25 protein-coding genes and 3 tRNA genes are annotated in these 20414 nt (G+C 34.4%); 27 read left to right on the top strand and 1 reads right to left on the bottom strand.

Features of this window, described 5'->3' with window-relative positions:
- Positions 1–6: 6 nt before the first annotated feature.
- From map to IPN41_02720, 22 genes are all read left to right on the top strand, one after another.
- Positions 7–810 (top strand): type I methionyl aminopeptidase, encoded by an 804-nt coding sequence (map, locus tag IPN41_02825; protein ID QQS60037.1) that lies wholly within the window; start codon positions 7–9, stop codon positions 808–810.
- 132 nt (positions 811–942) lie between these two features.
- Positions 943–1251, top strand: a complete 309-nt coding sequence (locus IPN41_02820; protein ID QQS60036.1) for a GIY-YIG nuclease family protein — start codon at positions 943–945, stop codon at positions 1249–1251.
- A gap of 62 nt (positions 1252–1313) precedes the next feature.
- Positions 1314–1694 carry a Holliday junction resolvase RuvX gene (gene ruvX, locus IPN41_02815; protein ID QQS60035.1) on the top strand — a complete coding sequence of 127 codons (381 nt, stop codon included), beginning with the start codon at positions 1314–1316 and terminating at the stop codon, positions 1692–1694.
- 7 nt (positions 1695–1701) lie between these two features.
- Entirely contained in the window at positions 1702–2424 is a 723-nt protein-coding gene (recO, locus tag IPN41_02810) for a DNA repair protein RecO (GenBank protein QQS60034.1), read from the top strand.
- Complete coding sequence (aspS, locus tag IPN41_02805) at positions 2421–4214, top strand: aspartate--tRNA ligase (protein ID QQS60033.1); 1794 nt, start codon at positions 2421–2423, stop codon at positions 4212–4214. Before recO ends, aspS begins: the two co-directional genes overlap by 4 nt.
- A gap of 18 nt (positions 4215–4232) precedes the next feature.
- A complete protein-coding gene (locus tag IPN41_02800; protein QQS60032.1) occupies positions 4233–5171 on the top strand; it encodes a hypothetical protein in 939 nt (312 codons plus the stop codon).
- A 12-nt stretch (positions 5172–5183) separates the two neighbouring features.
- Complete coding sequence (locus IPN41_02795) at positions 5184–5894, top strand: segregation/condensation protein A (protein QQS60031.1); 711 nt, start codon at positions 5184–5186, stop codon at positions 5892–5894.
- 3 nt (positions 5895–5897) lie between these two features.
- A complete protein-coding gene (scpB, locus tag IPN41_02790) occupies positions 5898–6446 on the top strand; it encodes an SMC-Scp complex subunit ScpB (GenBank protein QQS60030.1) in 549 nt (182 codons plus the stop codon).
- A 3-nt stretch (positions 6447–6449) separates the two neighbouring features.
- Positions 6450–7382 (top strand): D-alanyl-D-alanine carboxypeptidase, encoded by a 933-nt coding sequence (locus IPN41_02785; GenBank protein QQS60029.1) that lies wholly within the window; start codon positions 6450–6452, stop codon positions 7380–7382.
- Between the two features lie 11 nt (positions 7383–7393).
- Positions 7394–8146, top strand: coding sequence for a triose-phosphate isomerase (locus tag IPN41_02780; protein QQS60028.1), 753 nt, complete (start codon positions 7394–7396; stop codon positions 8144–8146).
- 63 nt (positions 8147–8209) lie between these two features.
- Positions 8210–9109, top strand: a complete 900-nt coding sequence (locus IPN41_02775; GenBank protein ID QQS60804.1) for an aldolase — start codon at positions 8210–8212, stop codon at positions 9107–9109.
- A 4-nt stretch (positions 9110–9113) separates the two neighbouring features.
- Positions 9114–9488, top strand: coding sequence for a hypothetical protein (locus IPN41_02770; GenBank protein ID QQS60027.1), 375 nt, complete (start codon positions 9114–9116; stop codon positions 9486–9488).
- 7 nt (positions 9489–9495) lie between these two features.
- On the top strand, positions 9496–10317 hold the full coding sequence (locus IPN41_02765; GenBank protein QQS60026.1) for a tetratricopeptide repeat protein: 822 nt from the start codon (positions 9496–9498) through the stop codon (positions 10315–10317).
- Between the two features lie 71 nt (positions 10318–10388).
- Positions 10389–10461: transfer RNA gene (locus IPN41_02760), tRNA-Thr, on the top strand.
- Positions 10462–10607: 146 nt separating this feature from the next.
- The gene (locus tag IPN41_02755) at positions 10608–11510 is read left to right on the top strand and encodes a hypothetical protein (protein QQS60025.1); all 903 of its coding nucleotides are present in this window, start codon (positions 10608–10610) and stop codon (positions 11508–11510) included.
- A 466-nt stretch (positions 11511–11976) separates the two neighbouring features.
- Positions 11977–12519, top strand: a complete 543-nt coding sequence (cyaB, locus tag IPN41_02750) for a class IV adenylate cyclase (protein QQS60024.1) — start codon at positions 11977–11979, stop codon at positions 12517–12519.
- Positions 12520–12527: 8 nt separating this feature from the next.
- Entirely contained in the window at positions 12528–13274 is a 747-nt protein-coding gene (locus IPN41_02745; protein ID QQS60023.1) for an endonuclease/exonuclease/phosphatase family protein, read from the top strand.
- Between the two features lie 174 nt (positions 13275–13448).
- Positions 13449–13534 (top strand) — tRNA-Tyr (locus IPN41_02740).
- A gap of 90 nt (positions 13535–13624) precedes the next feature.
- Positions 13625–13777 carry a 50S ribosomal protein L33 gene (rpmG, locus tag IPN41_02735; protein ID QQS60022.1) on the top strand — a complete coding sequence of 51 codons (153 nt, stop codon included), beginning with the start codon at positions 13625–13627 and terminating at the stop codon, positions 13775–13777.
- 56 nt (positions 13778–13833) lie between these two features.
- Positions 13834–13907: transfer RNA gene (locus IPN41_02730), tRNA-Trp, on the top strand.
- A 72-nt stretch (positions 13908–13979) separates the two neighbouring features.
- Positions 13980–15521: a hypothetical protein gene (locus IPN41_02725; protein QQS60021.1), complete on the top strand. Its 1542-nt coding sequence runs from the start codon at positions 13980–13982 to the stop codon at positions 15519–15521.
- Between the two features lie 18 nt (positions 15522–15539).
- Complete coding sequence (locus IPN41_02720) at positions 15540–16040, top strand: GreA/GreB family elongation factor (protein ID QQS60020.1); 501 nt, start codon at positions 15540–15542, stop codon at positions 16038–16040.
- Positions 16041–16042: 2 nt separating this feature from the next.
- Here IPN41_02720 and IPN41_02715 read toward each other — a convergent pair whose 3' ends face one another.
- Positions 16043–16447, bottom strand: a complete 405-nt coding sequence (locus IPN41_02715) for a hypothetical protein (protein ID QQS60019.1) — start codon at positions 16445–16447, stop codon at positions 16043–16045.
- Between the two features lie 65 nt (positions 16448–16512).
- Here IPN41_02715 and IPN41_02710 point away from each other — a divergent pair, with 65 nt between their 5' ends.
- The 5 genes from IPN41_02710 (at position 16513) to frr (ending at position 20387) form a co-directional block, all read left to right on the top strand.
- Positions 16513–16908, top strand: a complete 396-nt coding sequence (locus IPN41_02710) for a tryptophan-rich sensory protein (protein QQS60018.1) — start codon at positions 16513–16515, stop codon at positions 16906–16908.
- 246 nt (positions 16909–17154) lie between these two features.
- Positions 17155–17706, top strand: coding sequence for a hypothetical protein (locus tag IPN41_02705; GenBank protein QQS60017.1), 552 nt, complete (start codon positions 17155–17157; stop codon positions 17704–17706).
- Positions 17707–17770: 64 nt separating this feature from the next.
- Complete coding sequence (locus IPN41_02700; protein ID QQS60016.1) at positions 17771–18745, top strand: hypothetical protein; 975 nt, start codon at positions 17771–17773, stop codon at positions 18743–18745.
- An 8-nt stretch (positions 18746–18753) separates the two neighbouring features.
- Entirely contained in the window at positions 18754–19815 is a 1062-nt protein-coding gene (locus IPN41_02695; protein ID QQS60015.1) for a hypothetical protein, read from the top strand.
- Positions 19816–19832: 17 nt separating this feature from the next.
- Positions 19833–20387 (top strand): ribosome recycling factor, encoded by a 555-nt coding sequence (frr, locus tag IPN41_02690; protein QQS60014.1) that lies wholly within the window; start codon positions 19833–19835, stop codon positions 20385–20387.
- Positions 20388–20414 lie beyond the last annotated feature (27 nt).

Raw genomic sequence — 20414 nt, 5'->3', positions numbered from 1 at the left:
ATTGTGATGAGTAGATTAATTAAAACAACCGAAGAAATTAATATGATCCGTGAAGGCGGGCATATTCTTGGTCAGATCTTAGAAGATGTGTCTGCTTTAGTTTCTCCAGGAATTGAAACTAAAGTTTTAGAAGATAGGGCTCTCGAATTAATAGACACAGCTGGTGGGCGTCCGGCTTTTAAAGGTTATAAGCCTGATAAACATTCAAAGCCATTTCCTTCCGCACTTTGTATTTCTGTTAATGAAGAGATTGTTCACGGTCCGGCTGTTCCTTCTCGAAAACTTGAGGAAGGTCAAATTGTCACTTTGGATATTGGCATGGAGTATCCTTTTGTAAAAGGAAAAAAAGGTTATTATACAGACATGGCGACAACTGTGGCTGTTGGCAATATTTCTATTGAGGCAAGAATGTTATTGGCTGGCACAAAAGAATCTCTAGAGGCGGGAATTGATTTTGTAAAACCAGGTGTAACTTTAAATCAACTTGGTAAGACAATTGAGACTGTTTTAAAAAAATATAAACTTGGTGTAATCCGTGATTTAGTTGGTCATGGGGTTGGTCTAGATGTTCACGAACCGCCACAGGTTCCAAACTATAGTTTCAAAAAGAATGAATTCACAGATATGGAATTAAAAGCTGGGATGGTGATTGCGATTGAGCCAATGGCGACTTTGGGCAGTTGGCAAATTGCTACGGCTGATGATGGCTTCACTTTTATTACAGCTGATAAAAGTTTAGCTGCTCATTTTGAGCACACAGTTTTAGTAACAGAAGAGGGCAGTGAAGTTTTGACACGCTTTAAGCTATAATTGAAATGTCAGAAAATTTTCTCGTCATCCCTGCGTAGGCAGGGACCCAGTCTAGACTATTAAAGTCTTAGCTAGGTCCTGGCTTTCGCCAGGATGACGCTAAGCTAATTTAATAATTAATTATTCAAACATATGCAGGAGGGCTTATGTTATGTTTATATATTGGCTAGTCAAAGAAATGGTACAATCTATATCGGAGTAACTGATAATATATTAAAACGTATTGATCAACATAAAACTCATTATTACCCATATAGCTTTACATCAAAGTATAATGTGACAATCTTGGTTTATTATGAGATATTAGGAAGTATTAAGATGGCAATTGCACGAGAGCACAAACTGAAAAACTGGAAAAGAATTTGGAAATTAAAATTAATTGAAGAAGTGAATCCTACCTGGAGGGATTTGTATGATGATATTATTAAAGAGTATTCATAGAATACAAATATACCAACTTAGCTAGGTCCTGCCTTTCGGCAGGATGACGAATAAAGAAACTTATGAACCAACAATGTTTAGGAATTGACTGGGGGACAAAAAGAATCGGTTTGGCGTTAGGTAATGCTGAAACTAAAATAGCCTCGCCCTTGGGGTCGGTGGAGTCTTTGGATGCCCTTCTGGATATAGTAAAAAAAGAGAAAATTGAGCATTTGGTGATTGGTTTGCCTCTACATAGCGAAGGACAGGATAAAGCCCTGGATAGCCATTTTAAGGGCTTTCTGGAGGCTCTGGAGGCTCAAAGCGGGCTTTCTGTGACATCTATAGATGAGCGTTTTACAAGCCAGGCTGCTGATAAGTTAATGGGTAGAACTGGTCGAGATGGAGAACGTGATGCTGTGGCGGCCATGATCATTTTGCAAAGCTATTTCGATAGTCTATAATATAGGTATGCCAGAAACATACTGTGAGCGGGCAATTGTTTTGCGTCGTCAAGCATATCGTGGTTACGACAGTCGCATTTCAGTTTATACGAGAGAGCGTGGGAAAATAGACCTTTTAGTACGTGGGGCATTGCGTCCCAACTCCAAATTAGCCTCTCACCTTGAACCGTTTAACCTGGTTGACATTATGGTTATCTCAGGACGAATGGCGTATGTTGGTGGTTCGGTTAGTCGAGATTGTTTTCCAAATATCAAAAATAATTTTGATAAGTTACAAGCAGCTGGTCAAGCTTTTTATTATCTCAACCGTTTATTAAAAGAACAGGTTGCCGATGAAAAAATTTTTGACATAATGGCTTCATTTCTAGGATTACTTAACAATCAAGTGGCTGACCCAGTTTGGTATAATTGGTTGAGTGAGCTGTTTATGTATAAAGTGATTGATATCTTGGGCTATGGATTAAATATTGAAGTTTGCCGAGGATGTCAAAAACAATTCAATGATGAAGAAGTAGTTTTTTCATTTTCGGATCACTCACTCTTTTGTAAAAATTGTTCAGAGTCGCTTGGGCAAGGTCAGAAATTTAAATTTTCTAATTTATCATTTCTGGCATCACTAGTCCGTCAGCCTTTGTCAGCTGCATTACTACCATCTAAACGACTTGATCTGGAAGGGACTACTGAATTTTTAAATTTAAGAACTAAAATATTAATTGAAGAAATTACATGATACGAACACATACCTGCGGCGAATTACGCCGTGAAGATAGTAATCAAAATATCACCTTAGCCGGTTGGGTACATAGTCGCCGTGATTTTGGTGGTGTTATTTTTATTGATATTCGTGATCGCTACGGTATAACGCAGGTTACTTTTAATGGTGAAAAAAATGCTACGCTTTGTCAGGCAGCCTCAGATTTACGACAAGAATCAGTTGTGCAAATTAATGGACATGTAGTTGTGAGACCAGAGTCTATGATTAATAGCTCACTTCCAACAGGAGAAATTGAAATTGAGGCTGCTGAATTGATTGTTTTAAGTACGGCTGAAGTTTTGCCTTTTGAAATTAATAACGAGGAAACAATGGCTACTGTCAAAGAGTCATTACGATTAGAATATCGTTTTCTAGATTTACGTCGTCCAAAACTACAAGCAATGTTAAAAGCCAAGGATGATCTTTTTCAATATCTTCGATCCTACTTTCAATCGCATAACTTTGTTGAAGTTCAAACTCCAATTTTGGCCAATTCTTCTCCAGAGGGTGCACGCGACTTTTTAATTCCTTCGCGTTTTTATCCAGGAAGTTTTTATGCTTTGCCTCAAGCTCCACAACAGTTTAAACAATTATTAATGGTTGGTGGTGTTGACCGCTATTTTCAGATTGCCCCATGTTTTCGAGATGAAGATACTCGTCATGATCGTCATTATGGTGAATTCTATCAACTTGATATGGAGATGAGCTTTGCCACACAAGATGATATTTTTGAGATTATGGAGCCAGTCATGCAGCAAATTACAGAAAAATTTAGTTCAAAAAAAATTATTAATCTAGAAGCCAATGGTAGTTTTCGTCGTTTGGCCTGGAAAGAATCAATGGAAATGTATGGAAGTGACAAACCTGATTTGCGCTATGATCTTTCTATTCAATCAATTTCTAGTGTAGTTGAAAACAAAGGCTTTGCTGGTTTTGATGAGGCCTTACAGCATCAAGGAGTCGTTCATGCTCTCCGAATACCAGGCGGTGCAACGTTTACCAGAAAAATTATAGATGAGATAAAAGAATTGGCTGGAAAAAAATCAATTCAAGCTTTTGCCACTCTCTTGGTTGAAGAAAATGGCGAGGTAAAAAGCTCACTTTCTAAATTCTTAGATCAAACTACTCTGGATTCAATTGCCGAGAAGGTTTTAGCCAAGCCAGGAGATCAGGTCATAATGATTTCTGGACAATGGCGAAATGTCTGTGAGGCTTTTGGACTTGTTCGATCATTCTGTGCCACGCAATTAAATTTGATTGATAAGAGTTCGGCTGCATGGTGTTGGATTGTTGATTTTCCAATGTATGATCACTCTGAAATAAAACCAGGAGCAATTGACTTTGGTCATAACCCTTTTTCAATGCCTCAAGGTGGACATGAAGCCATTGATACAAAACATCCGTTAGACATTTTGGCCTATCAATATGATTTAGTCTTAAATGGCTATGAAATTTCCAGTGGAGGGGTTCGTAATCATGATCCAGAATTACTTAAAAAAGTATTTATCAAAGCTGGTTATGAAGCGGAGGAAGTTGAGCGACGATTTGGAGCTATGATTAAAGCCTTTCGGTATGGTGTCCCACCACACGCCGGCAATGCTCCAGGAGTTGATCGCTTACTGATGGTGTTGAATGACTGGGATTCAATTCGTGATTTATATGCTTTTCCAAAAGACGGTCAAGGTCGAGATGTCTTAATGAATAGTCCAAGCGAAGTTAATCCTGAACAATTACGAGAATTGGGATTGTCTCAAATAAAATCTTAGTTACTTTTAATAAAATATATGTCTAATACTAATAATGCAAAATTTGCTTTCTGGTATATGCTCTCACTAGTGGCGCTTATTTTTATGGCGCTATCAACCGGGCAGGTAATCTTTCAGATTATCAATAAATTTATTGCTGATTTTAGCAATGGGTATGCCCAAAGTTTTGAGTCTGGAATTTTAAAATTTGCAATTTCTTCATTAATTATTTCAATTCCTCTCTATTTTATAATTACGAGGCAGATTGAAAAAAGTTTACAAAAAAAAGAGCTAGACAAAGATTCTGCGGTTCGTCGCTGGTTAACTTATTTTATTTTATTCGTCTCTTCAGTAGTAATCCTCGTTTGGTTGATTGCAACTATAAATAGCTTCTTGGGTGGTGAGCTGACATCAAAATTCTTGTTAAAAACTCTAACTGTAATGGTTATTTCTGGATTAGTATTTAGCTATTATTTATATGACATTCGTCGCGATCAAACAACTAAAACTAGTTCAATCATGAAGACGTATTTGGTTGTCTCACTTGTTATTACAATTGGATCATTGGTTGCTGCTTTCTTTGTTGTTGAATCACCATCGCAAGCTCGAGCCCGCCGTCATGATTATGAAGTTTTAAATAATTTTACTCAGATTGATAGCACAATTACAAATTATTATTCCGAGAAAAAAGTTTTGCCTGAAAATCTTGATGAACTCAAGGGACAAATACCATATATTAATGCAGCTGCCTTAAAAGATCCAAATACTGGAGTAAATTATGAATATAAGAAAGTTGGCGATAAAGAATATCAACTTTGTGCTACGTTTGAAACAGATAATACCATTCCGGGTGATACTCAAGATTATGCTTACACTGATCGTTGGCCACATGGTTCAGGTTATCATTGTTTAAGTCAAAAAGTTTTAGATAATATCAATCCAGGAATGAAAGAAGTGCCATTTATAATGCAACCGTAGTTATCATAAAAAATGATTCAAATAAAGTTAGAACAATTTGAAGGTCCTTTAGCTTTACTAGTTAAACTTATTGATAAAGCCGAGCTTGATATTACTCAAGTTAGTTTAGCAAAAGTAGCTGATCAATATGTTGCCCATTTAAAAAGTCTAACCTACCTTGATCCAGAAGCCATGGCTGATTTTTTAGTCGTGGCATCAAGACTTCTTTTAATTAAGTCAAAGGCCTTATTACCCTATCTTCTCCCAGAAGAAGAAGAGGCGATTGAAGATCTTGAGGAGCAACTACGTATGTATAAAGAGTTTTTGGAAGCAACAAAAAAAATTGAAACAATGGTTGCTGGAAAAAAGTTTATGTTTGTTCGAGAATTCAACCGCAAGGCTATAGTCAACAACCTACATTTATTTGCTCCGCCAGCAAAACTAACACCAAAGGAAATGAAAACAATATTTTTAGGTGTTATTGAAAACCTTAGACCAGAGTCAGCACCGTTGCCTGAACAGACTATTCAATCAGCAGTAAGTATTGAAGAAAAAATTGCTTTTATTACTAAGACAATTCGCCTGGCTATTAAAACTCGCTTTAGTCAGTTATTTTCCAGTGCTGCTTCAAAAGTTGAGATCGTAGTTAGTTTTTTAGCTATGCTTGAATTAATGAAGCAACGAAATATTACTGCAGAACAAGGTGAGTTGTTTTCCGAGATTGATATTGTAAAAATAAATTAATCTATGAGTATACTTAAAGCCAATCTTGAAGCTCTGTTATTTGTAGCTGCTAAACCGTTACATGTTAAAGATTTAGTAGCTTTAACAAAAGCAAAATCAGAAACAATCGTTTCCGCCTTACATGAATTACTAATTGACCTTGAGCAGCAAAAACGAGGTGTTCGACTTGTTAATCAAGGCACAACTTATCAATTGGTGACCGCTCCTGAGCAAGCAGATTTAGTCAAAGAGTTTATTAAGGACGAAACAATGGGGGAGTTATCTCGTCCAAGCCTTGAGGCTTTAACAATTATTGCTTATCGTGGGCCAATCTCAAAATTAGACTTGGATCGTATTCGTGGTGTTAATTGTGCCCTGATTCTTCGTAATTTATTAATGCATGGTTTAATAGAAGCCACATTTGATAAACAAAAAGATGATACGTACTATTCTGTAACCGTTGATTTTGTTCGTTTTTTGGGAATTAGTGAAGTTAGTTCTTTACCAGACTACGATCGACTTCGCAAGCATGATAGTTTGGAAAGAGTTCTCTCTGAAGAAATTCAATCTTAATCTATGTATCCTGTCATTATTGCCATCGCAGTGCTCTTGATTTTTGGTTCTTGGCAACCAACTTTTTTGCAATCAGTTTCGGCGGATGACACTTTGAATGATGTCTTGTTTTCTAATCTTATACCAAAAGATTTTTCTGATAATAAACTAAATACTCGTGCCAAGCCAATACGAAGTGAAATTAATGATCCAGAAATTAAAGCTCTAGCTGCTGGTGTTTATGAAGCTCGTTCTCGTTTTACCCTTTGGTCAAAAAATAGTACAACTGTTCGACCAATTGCCAGTATCACAAAATTAATGACGGTTTTAGTTTTTCTTGATCATAATCCTGGTTGGGAAAAAATAGTTGAAATTACTGCTGATGACAATCGTCTTGGTAGTAAAGCTTATTTATTTTTAGGTGATACATTGTCAGTAGAAGATCTATTTAAAACTGCACTAGTAGCTTCTGATAATACTGCAATTACGGCTCTGGTCAGAAGTACAGGTTTATCAGAAGAAGAGTTTGTCAAAGAGATGAATCAAAAGGGCGAAACTCTTCGTCTCGGATCAACAGTTTTTGTTGAACCCACCGGATTAGATAGTAATAATCAATCAACCGTTAGAGACATTACACGCTTAGCTTTAACTGCTTTTGAAAAGCCAGAAATTAGACAAGCTCTGCAATATTCTAGATATGAATTTCAAACTAAGGCTGAAAAAAAAGTAATTGTTTATTCTACTAATGACTTATTAGGAATTCCTTCCTCAAACTCTCCAAAGCTACTGGCAGGAAAAACTGGTCATCTACCAGAAGCTGGCTATTGTTTTGTTGGTTGGTTTGAACATAACGGTCAGGCCATAGTTTCTGTTGTTTTAGGGGCTCCGGAAGCTGATGATCGCTTTATTGAAACTCAAAAATTAGTCAAATGGGCATATAATGGCTATTCATGGTAAACTAACCGAGTATGAAGTTTATTATTGCTAACTGGAAGATGAACCTTAATGTTGAGCAAAGTATTGCATTAACTAAGGATTATCTAAAATATTTTAAAAAAACTCCAGCTGAAGTTGTGGTTTGTCCTTCTTTCACAAGTTTACCCTTTGTTGGAAAAATGTTAGATGATAGTCCACTGGCGGTTGGTGCACAAGATGTCTTTTGGGAAAAGTCGGGAGCCTTTACCGGAGAAGTATCAGCACTTGATTTAGTAGCTTTAAAAGCAGGTTATGTAATTATTGGTCATAGTGAACGACGACAACATCTTGGCGAAGAAGATTGGATGATTAATCGAAAGATTAGAACCGTTTTAGCAACTCACCCATTATGTCCAATTCTTTGTATTGGAGAAAGTGAAGAGGATTATCAAGCCGATGCTAGAGAATCTGTTCTGGAAATGCAACTTAGTGAAGCTTTGGCAGGTGTTAGCTTAGGTATTGGTAAAAATTTAATAGTTGCCTATGAACCAATTTGGGCGATTGGTAGTGGTGAGATGCCTGAAGCAGAGGATATTGAGTATACTTTAAATGTTATCAAAGTAATGTTACGAAAAAAATTTGGTCAACATGCAGATGATTTGTGTGCCACGATTTATGGTGGCAGTGTAGATGCTGAAACTGCCGAAGAAATTATCAATCAACCTTCAGTTGATGGTTTATTAGTTGGTGGTGCGAGTTTAAAGGCCCGTGAATTTTACCAGATAGTTTCAACCGTGATAGACTAAGAGTGTTATAAAGCATGTCCCCGCGAAGACGAGGATCTAAAGTTTATAAAGTATATGAAGTACATGAGTTCAAAAATAATTATCCAACCTCCACTTGATGTTCCTAATGATAAGTGCTCAACGTATTTGAAAAATTTTAATTTGATCACAAAAAATTCTGGTCGTTTGTTTTTATTTGCCGGTGATCAACGGGTTGAACACTTAAATGATGATTTTTTTGGTCCTGATATTTCATCTGATGATGCTACACCTGAACATTTATTCAAAATTGCTTCCTCCTCGCGAATTGGTGTTTTTGCGACTCAGTTGGGCTATATTGCAAAATTTGGACGAAAATATCCGCATATACCTTATGCTGTTAAATTAAATAGTAAGTCTAATCTTGTTACCGAAGAACTTCATGATCCTTTTAGTGCTGCATGGTATGATGTTAGACAAGTTGTAGAATTTGCTCGTCAAACCAAGCTAAATATTCCTGCCGTTGGTTATACAGTTTATGTTGGTAGCAGTTATGAAAGTGCTATGCTACGAGAAGCCGCTCAGATTGTTTTTGATGCTCATAAGGCTGGTTTAGTAGTTATTCTTTGGATGTATCCTCGAGGTAAGTCAGTGGCTGATAAGTTTTCGGCACATACGATTGCAGGAGCAGTGAATATTGGCTCAGCTCTTGGTGCAGACTTTATAAAAATTAATCGTCCACTTTCTGAGGATTATAATGGCCTGCAAGAAATTACCGCAGCCGGTGAAGGCTCTAGACTATTATTTGCCGGTGGTGATACTATGTCGGCTGGGCAATTATTACGTCTGATTCATGAAGAAGTGAATGGTGCAGGTATTGCAGGCGCTGCTGTTGGTCGTAATATTCATCAACGACCTTTAGCTGAAGCCGTTGCTTTAGCTAATGCAATTGCTGGTGTTGTCTATGATGGGCAGACACCGGAAATTACCAATCCAGTTCTTTAAAGATATGACTTTTTTACAAGGAGTAAAGAAATTATTTACTACTCCGATAAGTTTTCTAGGTTTTGAGGAACAACAGTTTGACCAAAGGAGCCGAGTTATCTCACAAGAAAATGAAAAAAAAGTTTACTGGTTTGATAGTATTTTTTCTTGGCCAGTTTTTTTATTGAATTGGTTTTTAGAAATAATTTTATCTATTTTTATTGCCGATTTTATAACAACTATTAAATTAAAAGACAAACCAAATAAATTTAAAATTGCTTTTCGACCTTTACTAAAAAAGTTTTACATTGTAGTTAATTTATTAGTAGTAATATTTTTTTATGTTACTATTTTCATTAGTGTGATAGCATTGACGAATTGGATTATTACAAATTTTTAATTTTATTATGATTTATTTATTAGGCTGGAGCTTATTTATTGTTGGATTTATTGGTGTTTTAGTTATTGTCGGACGCAAGTTTAGCGTTTTGGCTAATATTGATGTAGCAGAAATTCAAAGTGAAAAAAATGCTCTTCTTAAACAGCAAATTATTGCCAGTCAGTTACGACGTCGTTTTGGACGCGCTGGAATTTTTTTCGCCAGACTTTTAAAACCATTCTCACGGTTTCTTAGGAATAGTTTTGATTGGTTATATGATAAATTAAATAATTGGCAAAAATCTCAAGCTAATCGTGAAGCAGCTTTTGGACAGGAAATTTCTAAACGAATAGAAGTCTTATTATTTGAAGCCGAAGAGTTAGTTCGAGATGGAAGACTTGATGCTGCTGAAAAAAAATATATTGAAATTATTGGACTTGATCCAAAAAACTTCCGAGCTTTCAAAGATCTTGGTGAAGTGTATTTAAAAAATCAAAATTTAAATGAAGCCAAGCAAACTCTCGAGCATGCTTTGCGACTTAATAAAAAAGTAATTCCTGAAGGTGAAGTCATTACTGATTCTATAAACAAAGATATAGATGTTGCTCAAGCTTATTTTTTATTAGCCCAAGTTTTTGAAGAATTAGGTGAATTTACCAAATCTATAGTTCAATTAAAGAAGGCTCTAAAAATTGAGCAAAATAGCCCACGTTATCTTGACAGGTTGATTGAGGTCAGTATACTAAAGAAAGATAAAATCAGTGCTCAGCAAGCTTTGTCGCAACTTGAAAGTGCCAACCCTGAGAATCAGAAATTGGCTAGTTTTAAAGAAAGAATAGACATTCTTTAAGATGTTTTCTGAAAAGTTAAGATTAAAGGATTTTCTTTTTGAAAAGTCTTTATATATTCATAGATTAATTAGCCGTTGTAGCTCAGCTGGTAGAGCATCTCCATGGTAAGGAGAAGGTCACCGGTTCAATCCCGGTCAACGGCTCAGATATTTTTTTATAATTTTCACAAAAAGCGGAGAATAATCCGCTTTTTTCTATTCTTCATGTAAAATATCTGATTAATTATAATTGTTGAATCCGTGTTCAAAACAGAGTATACTATAAATAGTATAATATTTAGAAAATTCTTATGATTGATCAGAACTTAGTTTCCTATATTAAAGAATCCTTGAATCAAGGTTGTACGAGAGCAGATATAGAAAATGCCTTATTATCTAGTGGCTGGAAAAAAGAAATGATTGATGAGGGATTTAATTCTATTCCTTTGGAGGAGTTAAAAGCTATTAAAATCGAGCCTTCAAGTAAAAAATCACTATACTTAAAGCTATTATTGATAGTATTCAGTGTGGGGATAGGAGCTGTTCTTGTGTATATTGTATTTATTTTATATTTTACTACCAGTACAATTCCCGTATTAAAAAAAGCTTTGGACAATTTTCCTTTACAATCAGACTATGAAACAAATAATTATCCTATTTCGAGAGACAATGCAATTACACAAACTTCTAAATTAGATAGCGAAATTGAAAACAATCAATCAAATTCTCAAAATTTAGTTGTAGCAGAATGTGGATCTATTTCTTATAAAGATTATGTTTTTTTCTCTCTAGACGAAAAATTTTTGTCTTCGTTTAATACGATTGAACCACCATATGAGGTTCCAGCTAGTTCTCTGGCCGCAATTGAATGTATAAACGATGCATTGCTAAATTGTAAACCTGCTAAATTTGAAGTTGAAGGAACAACTATCAACCCAGTTTTTCCAGAGGATACAAATTTTAATTTTGAGACTCAAACTTATAATATCTCAAAAGCAGAAGATACGACAAAATGCATGTTTAATGAATGTACATTACCTAAAGATGCTATTACTCACAGGAGCTCAACTGAAAAGCAAGAATTATTTTCTAACCTTATCGGGTTTAAGACAGGCACTATAATGCTTTTTAATGGTAGAGAGGATATGTATGACACTGTAACTAATACAGTAATTAAGAATGTTTGCCCACCTGGTAAAAATCCTTATTTTTAGAAGATATCCATCTTGAAAACCCTTTCAAAGTAGAATATAATGTATAATTTTTTACTAACTAAATAGAGTACACTACTTTTCAAAGACTTTGGTAACCATACAAAAGTTGCATACGGAGTAGGCCTACCTTATTAAGTTTTTTAGAGTTGTTAAAATCTGATTTTAGTCAATGATTAAAAGGTTTTTATACAAGAGGAGGATGGAGCCAAAGATGGTAAGGAGAAGGTCACCGGTTCAATCCCGGTTAACGACTCAGATATTTTTTTATAGTATCGAAGTTTTTTAGAAGAAATATTTTAAATTATGAAAACATTAAAATTTAAACCCCATTTAGTTCCACTAAAACTTTCAGGTGAGAAAGATTCAACATGGCGTTTGTTTGATGATAAAGATTTAAAAGAAGGCGATGAACTGCAGTTTATTAATAGAGTATTGTAAAGATAATTAAGTTTACACTTCATTAATTATGGAAATAGAAATTAAAGTTAAAGTTGAAAATATTAGACCATTACTAACTTTTCTAGAAGAGAAAGGTAAGTTTAAGTATACTCATAACCAAATAGACGAATACTACACTCCTGCTCATCGAAATTTTGTAGATTTTAATCCTATAGAAGAATGGTTACGATTACGTAATAGTAATGGCAAGTTTTTTATTACATATAAAAAACATTATTACGAGGAAGATGGAAAGAGTAATTATGCTGACGAATTCGAATCAGCAATTGATAACCTAGAACAAATGAATAATATTTTTAAAGCTTTAAATTTTAAGTATTTGATAACAGTTGATAAAAATCGAAGTTCCTGGAATTATAATGATTATGAAATTTCCTTAGATAGCGTTAAAGAGCTGGGAGAGTTTGTTGAAATCGAATATAAAGGTAAAGATGCAAACCCAAAAGAAATAACTGACCAAATGATGCAATTTCTAATGGCATTAGAATGTGGTAATTTGGAACGTAATTTTAAAGGGTATCCTTATTTGTTGTTAGAAAAAAAGCAATAATTACTTCTATGAAACTTATTTGCTTAAATACCTGGGCGGGCAGAGGAGGAAAAGAAAAACTATATAATTTCTTTAAAAAGAATCAGGGGGTCGATATTTTTTGTCTTCAAGAAATGTGGGAAGGTGGAGAAGACCATGCACCATTATGGGGTGAGGGGATTGATCCAAGGTTAGTTACAAGTGTAAAAAATATTCTTCCTACTCATACCAACTTTTTTTACCCTCATTACATGGGTTTCTTTGGTGATGCAATCTTTCTTAAAAAAGATATTAAAGTTTTGGAAGAAGGGGATATTTTTGTTTATAAGGAGCGAGAAAATATCTTTGATGATGACAAAGCAATAAATCATGCCCGGAATCTGCAATATCTAAAAATAGAAACGCCAAATGGCGTCAGAGTTATTTTGAATTTTCATGGTTTATGGAATGGTATTAGTAAAGAGGATTTTCCGGAGCGTATTATTCAATCAGAAAATATTATTAAATTTCTTAAAAGTATTTCTGATCCATTTATTCTCTGCGGAGATTTTAATTTAGAACCCGATACTAAGAGCCTACAAATGATTGAAGAGGTAGGATTACGCAACCTGATCAAAGAATTTAATATTTCTACTACGCGATCAAGTATGTATACTAAGACTTCTTCTCGTTTTGCGGATTATACATTCCTAAGCCCCGGGATAACAATGAACGATTTTAAGATCATGCCTGATGAGGTTTCTGATCATTTAGCTATGTATCTAGATTTTGATTAAAGATATGGTTTTTATATAATATATGAATGAATAAATAATGCTAATAATAGGGTCTCACGTCCGAATCCCGGTCAACGGCTCAGAGTTTTCACCATCTCTTGCAAAAAACTTTTATTTCTGTTATAATCCTGTTATAATTTTTAAGGCTTGAAAAGCCTCTTTTTAATTAGGTAAGGGTCGGTACCGAAGCGGTCAACCGGGGCAGACTGTAAATCTGTTGGCTTTCGCCTTCGTAGGTTCGAATCCTACCCGGCCCACCATAAAACGTATAAAGTTTTAAGGTCATAAAGTTATAATGTGAATAACAATAACTTTATAACTTTATAACTTTATAACATTTAAAATATTTTATGCCTCAAGATAACATGATTAAGATGCAATGCACCGAGACCGGTGAGATTCGTCGAACACATAAAAACAAGAAGACTTTAAAAGGTCGTCTTGAATTAATGTTGTTTTCGAAAAAAGCTCGCAAACACACTCTGCATCGAGAAACAAAGTAAGCTGCCTCCGGGCTGTGTCGGATCTATCGATTATTGTTTGCAGTTAGCAAACATATGCGGGATTCGTATAGTGGTAGTACAGGGGTCTCCAAAACCTCTAGCGGGGGTTCGATTCCCTCATCCCGTGCCAATAAAATACAGCCGATACGGCTGTATTTTTTGTTTAGAAGCACTATGATATGATTACAGTTATTAATTGATAATGAAAAAAATGTTATTAAATCAACTCTCAAAAAAAGTTACAATAACTCAAGAAAACCTTTTCTTGGCTTTGTATATTAGCTTAGTCTCGGCATATGTTTTAATTCGTGCTTTTTCTGTATCAGTGGTTCATGATGAAGCAATTACTTATTTTATTTCTTTAAATAATTTTTCCACCTTGTTTAACTTTCCTTCATTTGGTGGCTTTGCGGTTAATAACCATATTTTAAATACTATTCTTATAAAATTTTTTGAAATGGTATTTGGCCAATTTAACTTTATTTTTCGTTTACCGGCTATTCTTGGTTTTGCTTTGTATCTATGGTATTCAGTAAAAATATCTAAAATATTATTTACAAAAAAATGGATTATTATATCTGTCATAGCTCTAACTCTAAACCCTTTTTTGCTTGAATTCTTTTCTTTAGCTCGTGGATACTCATTAGGGCTTGGCTTCTTAATGGGAAGTCTATATTATTTCTTTTTAAGCTTTAGCAAAAAAGCAACACCTAACACGTTATTTAATTTAATTATTTGTGGTCTACTTGCTTCATTTGCTAACTTCACCTTTATTACTCCATTCTTAATTATTATATATGTGCGCATTGCTATTTACATAAATACATATATTAGAAATAAAAAAACTAGAAACACTAAAAATTTAATAAAACAAACCATTATACCGGCAGTTGCCACCCCTCTTTTACTCTATATTTTACTTGGCCCCCAACTATTATTTTTAAAAAAAGCAGGCTTACTATATGTGGGAGGAAACTCTGGCTTTTTTACTGATACAGTCATGAGTGTAATAAAAGCCTCTCTCTATAATCCAACAATCAGTTTAGCTATTTCCTATATACCTGCAATTATCATAATATTATTTTTCGTTATTGGCGGGGGAGTCATTTTATATATGTATAAGAAAAAAAGTAAAGTGGACGTGAATAGTACTGCATATATTTATCTAATAATAATTCTTCTATTCTTTGCCAGTTTTCTTCAGCATTTAATTTTTAAAACACCATTTGTTTCTGATCGAGCAGTTATTTATTTCATCCCGATTGTTATGTTATCGCTAGTGTTAATCTTCAAAACATTGTATTTAACGATAAAGGATAGCGGGAAAATGTATGTCCTAGCAGTTGGCTTAACACTAATGCTTTGTCTAACTTTTAATTTTATAATCAATGCCAATCTTTCCTATACATATATTTGGAAATACGACAGTGATACAAAAAATATTTTGGCAGATATTGATTTAATTCATCAAGCCTCACCACAGTCAAAATTACTTATCTGGAATAACTGGAAGCTTATGCCCTCAATTAACTATATAAAGCAGACTGATTCTATTGGCTGGTTACCGTGGGCAAGCACACTTCCGCCAACCCCAAATTATAATGTATATATTTTATTACCTGATGACTATCAATTAATTGAAATATACTCTTTGCAGATAATAAAAGAATATAAAAATTCGCAAGCTATCTTAGCAATAAGGACAAAGAATCCTACACCACCAACTCCGAGTGTTGAACAATAAATATATAATATAATCTTTATGAGAGTCCCAACTCGTCGTTCAGAAAATTATGCGCGTCCAAAACTTGATCCTCATATTACAGCTAAAAAATATCAAGAACTGGTTAATAAACTTGAGCATTTAAAAAAGACTTCTCGCTTTCGCTCAATGAAAGAAGTCTCAACTTTAGCTGAAATGGGGGATTTATCTGAAAATGCAGCCTACCAAATTGCCAAAGGCAAGTTGCGGGGAATTAATCAACTTATATTAGACTTAGAAAATCAAATCAAAAAAGCTGTAATAATTCAGCCTCAAAAAAATACTGCAAGAGTTACACTAGGGAGTACTGTAACTATATTAAGTAATAAAAAAGAAAAAACCTATTTAATCTTAGGCTCCTCTGAAGTTGATCCAACAAAAAATATAATTTCTCATAATTCTCCTTTGGGGCAAGTCCTACTTGGTAGAAAGGTAGGGGAGAGTGTAGAGCTATCATTGCAAAATAACCTAATTAAGATTTCAATTCTAAAAATTGAATAATATTATTGCGAGAAAAATATTCGTAGACAAATATCGTATAGCAAAGCAACTCCAGAAGCCACAAAAATAGCGATATAGTTCCAACTTGATTTACTGGAGGCTAAACTTTTCAAAGTGTATTCAAGAGCTTCACGGTCACTTTCATTTAGTTCTTTACTACGATTTATTTTTTGAATGAGTTTATGTTCTATAATAATTCTATCCCGCTTTTTTTCAATATGATAACGATGGGCAAAATACCAAACAAAGCCGATTGTGCCAATGTACCAAATAATATCAGTCCAGGCCTGATTATAATGGCTAACAATAATAATTGCTCGATAGGAAATTGTGGCAATAATCCCAACTATAAAAACAAGTAGACGATAACTTGGCGAACTTGGACTTGGAATTGTAATTTTTTTCATATATTTATTATATCATAGCCTAAGATATAATTTATTATTATGAGAATCTATTATATACTATCAATATGGATGCATATTCTTGGTATGATTCACTACTAAAACCTTCTTGGGCACCTGTAGCCGAGGTTTTTCAACCTGTCTGGATAATTTTGTATGTTATAATTTTCATTTCTTTTGGAGCGGTTTTTTATGATCTATATGAAAAAAAATTATCAAAATATATTGCCTGGCCTTTTGCTTTAAACCTTTTATTTAATTTTCTATTTACACCTTTGCAGTTTGGTTTAAGAAATAATGTACTAGCTTCTATTGATATTATCTTGATTTTAGCGACTTTAACTTGGGGCTTTATGGCAATTGGACAAGATAAGCGTTGGGTTGTTTATGTTAATATTCCCTATTTTCTTTGGGTAATGTTTGCAACTACTCTTCAGATCTCAATAACTATTCTTAACATTTAGAACTAATTCTTGTTTTTTAACGTAATATTACTTAAAACATTGACTTTTTAAAAAAGAAGTGGTATTACAAAATAATTAAAAAAGGAGGGTCCGTTGTTTAAAAAATTAATTTCAATATGTAGAGTATTTTTCCTTGGATTAATCGGAATATACTCTACCTTTTGCTTTCTTGTAAGCTATCAGCCTGCCTATGGTTTGTCTTCAATAGCTGAGATCCCATCGGTAACAATCTTTTCTTGTTTAGGTATGATTTCAGTCACCTTCTACTTTCAAATGAAGTGGGATGTAGTGACTTATGAATACCAAGCTCTAAGGGATGAGTACTTAGATTGGATAACCAAACAAAAATCGTCTATCGTTTTTTTGGTTTCAGTTTCAATAAGCCTACTTATTTCGGTATGTCAAATAGGAATGATTGAGATTATTTTGCGTTTCACAAATTTCTCAATCGCATCAGCCTCTGACATATCTTTATTTATTCTTAACGTTTTTAATTTTTTTATTAGTCGTACCTATATATTTAGGTACGAAGGAAAAAAATATTTCAAACAGGCTGTGGTGTATACAATCATTTCTGTAATTGGATTGATTGCAAACTACCACGCCGTACAAGCTATTGAAAGCAATTTCAATCGGGTAAACAATATATTTCTTGGTTTCCCGGATGGTATTGCTGGAATAGTTGGCTACAAATCAACACCTCAATTTTTAACCAGTTTCTTTACTGGTTGGGTGTGGTTTTTGTGCCATAAATACTTAACATTTAGAAAAGATAAAAATCAGACTCGGACTAATTAAAAAGGTTCGAGTTTTTTTATTTTTAAACTTGTATTTACCATAAAAATATGATAATATTTATGACATGAAAGAGCATTCCTGGCCAATAATTGGGCAAAATCAAGCTATTAATTTTTTTGAACATCTTTTAAGCTATGAGCAACGATTGCCTGGCAATTTAGGTGGTAGCTATATTTTATCAGGTTCAACAAGCAGTGGAAGAATGTCCACCCTTGCTTTATTTTTAGAAAAATTAAGCAAGATTTCTCATTCAAAACATTCTGTATATGACATTGCTCGACTAGAAATTCTAAGTGACAAAAAAGAAATAGGGATTGCACAGGCAAGAGACTTTAGTAATCAAATGGCTTTAAGCTCTTTTGGAAACTATTATCGAATTGGTATTATTGAATCAGCCGAGTATTTAAGCATAGAAGCTGCTAATGGACTTTTGAAAACTTTGGAAGATGCACGTGATCAAGCAATTATATTTTTAATAACAACTTCACTTGATCAACTTCCAACAACCATTTGTTCACGAAGCCAAGTTATCTCTTTTAACTCAGTTTCAGCAGATACAATGTACCAATGGTTAATTGACTCGCATAAACTACCTCGCACACAGGCTAAGCACATCTCTCGGTTAGCTAATGGTCGGCCGGGCGTAGCAGTTTCCTTATTGAAAGACAAGAAAGTAGTGGATGAACATATCGCTCCTGTTCGTTTATTGTGTTCTGCCTTGACATCTTCATTATATGAACGATGGCAAATGATTGATAAACTCCTCGGGTCTGCAAAAGGAACCGATGCTGGAATTAAGGCAAATTCCATTATTTCTCACTGGCGACTTGGTCTAAGGGACATATTACTGCTACACTTAAATCGTCCGGAGTTGGTTGTACATACACTGCTTCTTGATGAACTACAGTTAGCTACTAAACGTTTAAGTCCTTCGGATATTCGTACTTATGACTCAATACTTGAACGAGCTCTTATTTATATTCGTTCAAACATCAATCCCAAGCTTGTTTTAGAGCAGGCGATGATGAATATTCAGTAAAATATTATATGAAAAAAATACTTATATTTGTTTTTTTGATAGTGGCTGTTACCTTATCAGGCTGTACAATTAATTTTGGTTCAAAAAAAACCACTAAAGGTCCCGATGGCGGTATTTTTAAATCAACGACCAGTGGAAGCACCTGGGCACAAAAATCCTTAATCGCTACCACATCAGGAAAGCCTGGACAATTCAATGAGTCCGGCTCCACAGTACTCGCAATGGATCCAAGTGATACTAAGGCTCTATATTACGCAAGCTCTGAGGGAGGTGTCTATTATACCTATGATAGTGCAGAAAGTTGGCGTGAAATCCCAGCCTTAAAAGGTACTCTTGTTATCGCCTTTGCTGTTGATCCAAGCTCAAAATGTGTTTTATATGCAGCAACCGATAATAAACTTCTCAAAAGCTCTGATTGTGGACGCAGTTGGATTCAAACTTATTATGACAATGATGTAAAAGTTAAAATAAATGTAGTGGCTATTGATCATTACGATAGCACTATTGTTTATATCGGAACCTCTCGTGGCGAAATAATTCAATCATTAGATAGTGGAAAAAGCTGGCAAACTATGAATCGTTTTGAAAATGATTTAAAGAAAATATTAATTGGACCAGCTGATAGTCGCATACTTTTTGTCGCTACTGAGTCAGCTGGACTATTTAGATCATTGGATAAAGGTGTAACGTGGATATCATTAAAAGAAAATCTTAAAGAATTTCCTGATAGCAAAAAATATAGAGATTTATTTGTATCTACCTCACAGCCAGGTTTTGTAATGATGGCTACAAAATATGGTTTAATAAAATCAATTAATAATGGAGACGACTGGACTGCCCTAAAATTAATTACTCCAGAGTCAGAGGCCACAATAAACTCTGTTATTACTCATCCACAGAACCCTCAAGAAATATATTATATAACCAATACCACCTTTTATGGCTCTACAGATGGGGGTGAAAACTGGGCCACAAAGAAACTTCCATCAAGTCGTCCCGGGCAACAATTACTCAGTGATCCAAAATCTCCAACTACTGTCTATCTAACCTTTAAACAAGTAAAGAAATAATATTAGTAAATCATTGTATGAATATATATCTACAAGAACATAGTAACGCTTTTAAACAAGCAATTGATTTTTTTGAAAAAGATATCTCAGCCTTGCGAACTGGACGAGCTAATCCTGGCATTTTAGAGGGTATAGAAGTTGAGGCCTATGGCTCAAAAATGGCCTTAAACGCCGTAGGAAATATTTCCGTAGCTGATGGACGAAGCATGGTAATTATTCCCTGGGATAAAACGGTTTTGAAGGATATTGAAAAAGCTTTAGTGGCGGCTGATCTTGGTGTGGGTGTTGTTAATGAAGGGGATAAAATTCGATTATCCGTGCCTCAATTAACTGAAGAAAACCGAAAAGAATTAGTAAAAAAATTAAATGCTAAAATGGAAGAGGCTCGTATTGTTATTAGACAAATTCGTGATGAAGTTAAACAGTTGATAGAAAAAGCTTTTTCTGACAAAGAAATTGGCGAAGATGATAAGTTTAAATTTGTAAAAGATCTTGATGAAGCCGTAAATTCATATAACGAAGACTTAAAAACCAAACGTGATCATAAAGAAAAGGATATAATGACAATTTAATAAATTCTCCCTCCTTAATACCTTTAA

Source organism: Candidatus Falkowbacteria bacterium (genome assembly GCA_016699775.1).
Classification (GTDB): Bacteria; Patescibacteriota; Patescibacteriia; order Patescibacteriales; family Patescibacteriaceae; genus Patescibacterium; species Patescibacterium danicum.
This window is presented reverse-complemented; position numbering and strand designations above follow the sequence as displayed.

Excerpts from the sequence above, each read along its gene's own strand:
- map (QQS60037.1), top strand. The coding sequence starts at position 7 with ATGAGTAGATTAATTAAAACAACCGAAGAAATTAATATGATCCGTGAA.
- IPN41_02820 (QQS60036.1), top strand. The coding sequence starts at position 943 with ATGCAGGAGGGCTTATGTTATGTTTATATATTGGCTAGTCAAAGAAAT.
- ruvX (QQS60035.1), top strand. The coding sequence starts at position 1,314 with ATGAACCAACAATGTTTAGGAATTGACTGGGGGACAAAAAGAATCGGT.
- recO (QQS60034.1), top strand. The coding sequence starts at position 1,702 with ATGCCAGAAACATACTGTGAGCGGGCAATTGTTTTGCGTCGTCAAGCA.
- aspS (QQS60033.1), top strand. The coding sequence starts at position 2,421 with ATGATACGAACACATACCTGCGGCGAATTACGCCGTGAAGATAGTAAT.
- IPN41_02800 (QQS60032.1), top strand. The coding sequence starts at position 4,233 with ATGTCTAATACTAATAATGCAAAATTTGCTTTCTGGTATATGCTCTCA.
- IPN41_02795 (QQS60031.1), top strand. The coding sequence starts at position 5,184 with ATGATTCAAATAAAGTTAGAACAATTTGAAGGTCCTTTAGCTTTACTA.
- scpB (QQS60030.1), top strand. The coding sequence starts at position 5,898 with ATGAGTATACTTAAAGCCAATCTTGAAGCTCTGTTATTTGTAGCTGCT.
- IPN41_02785 (QQS60029.1), top strand. The coding sequence starts at position 6,450 with ATGTATCCTGTCATTATTGCCATCGCAGTGCTCTTGATTTTTGGTTCT.
- IPN41_02780 (QQS60028.1), top strand. The coding sequence starts at position 7,394 with ATGAAGTTTATTATTGCTAACTGGAAGATGAACCTTAATGTTGAGCAA.
- IPN41_02775 (QQS60804.1), top strand. The coding sequence starts at position 8,210 with ATGAGTTCAAAAATAATTATCCAACCTCCACTTGATGTTCCTAATGAT.
- IPN41_02770 (QQS60027.1), top strand. The coding sequence starts at position 9,114 with ATGACTTTTTTACAAGGAGTAAAGAAATTATTTACTACTCCGATAAGT.
- IPN41_02765 (QQS60026.1), top strand. The coding sequence starts at position 9,496 with ATGATTTATTTATTAGGCTGGAGCTTATTTATTGTTGGATTTATTGGT.
- IPN41_02755 (QQS60025.1), top strand. The coding sequence starts at position 10,608 with ATGATTGATCAGAACTTAGTTTCCTATATTAAAGAATCCTTGAATCAA.
- cyaB (QQS60024.1), top strand. The coding sequence starts at position 11,977 with ATGGAAATAGAAATTAAAGTTAAAGTTGAAAATATTAGACCATTACTA.
- IPN41_02745 (QQS60023.1), top strand. The coding sequence starts at position 12,528 with ATGAAACTTATTTGCTTAAATACCTGGGCGGGCAGAGGAGGAAAAGAA.
- rpmG (QQS60022.1), top strand. The coding sequence starts at position 13,625 with ATGCCTCAAGATAACATGATTAAGATGCAATGCACCGAGACCGGTGAG.
- IPN41_02725 (QQS60021.1), top strand. The coding sequence starts at position 13,980 with ATGAAAAAAATGTTATTAAATCAACTCTCAAAAAAAGTTACAATAACT.
- IPN41_02720 (QQS60020.1), top strand. The coding sequence starts at position 15,540 with ATGAGAGTCCCAACTCGTCGTTCAGAAAATTATGCGCGTCCAAAACTT.
- IPN41_02715 (QQS60019.1), bottom strand. The coding sequence starts at position 16,447 with ATGAAAAAAATTACAATTCCAAGTCCAAGTTCGCCAAGTTATCGTCTA.
- IPN41_02710 (QQS60018.1), top strand. The coding sequence starts at position 16,513 with ATGGATGCATATTCTTGGTATGATTCACTACTAAAACCTTCTTGGGCA.
- IPN41_02705 (QQS60017.1), top strand. The coding sequence starts at position 17,155 with ATGATTTCAGTCACCTTCTACTTTCAAATGAAGTGGGATGTAGTGACT.
- IPN41_02700 (QQS60016.1), top strand. The coding sequence starts at position 17,771 with ATGAAAGAGCATTCCTGGCCAATAATTGGGCAAAATCAAGCTATTAAT.
- IPN41_02695 (QQS60015.1), top strand. The coding sequence starts at position 18,754 with ATGAAAAAAATACTTATATTTGTTTTTTTGATAGTGGCTGTTACCTTA.
- frr (QQS60014.1), top strand. The coding sequence starts at position 19,833 with ATGAATATATATCTACAAGAACATAGTAACGCTTTTAAACAAGCAATT.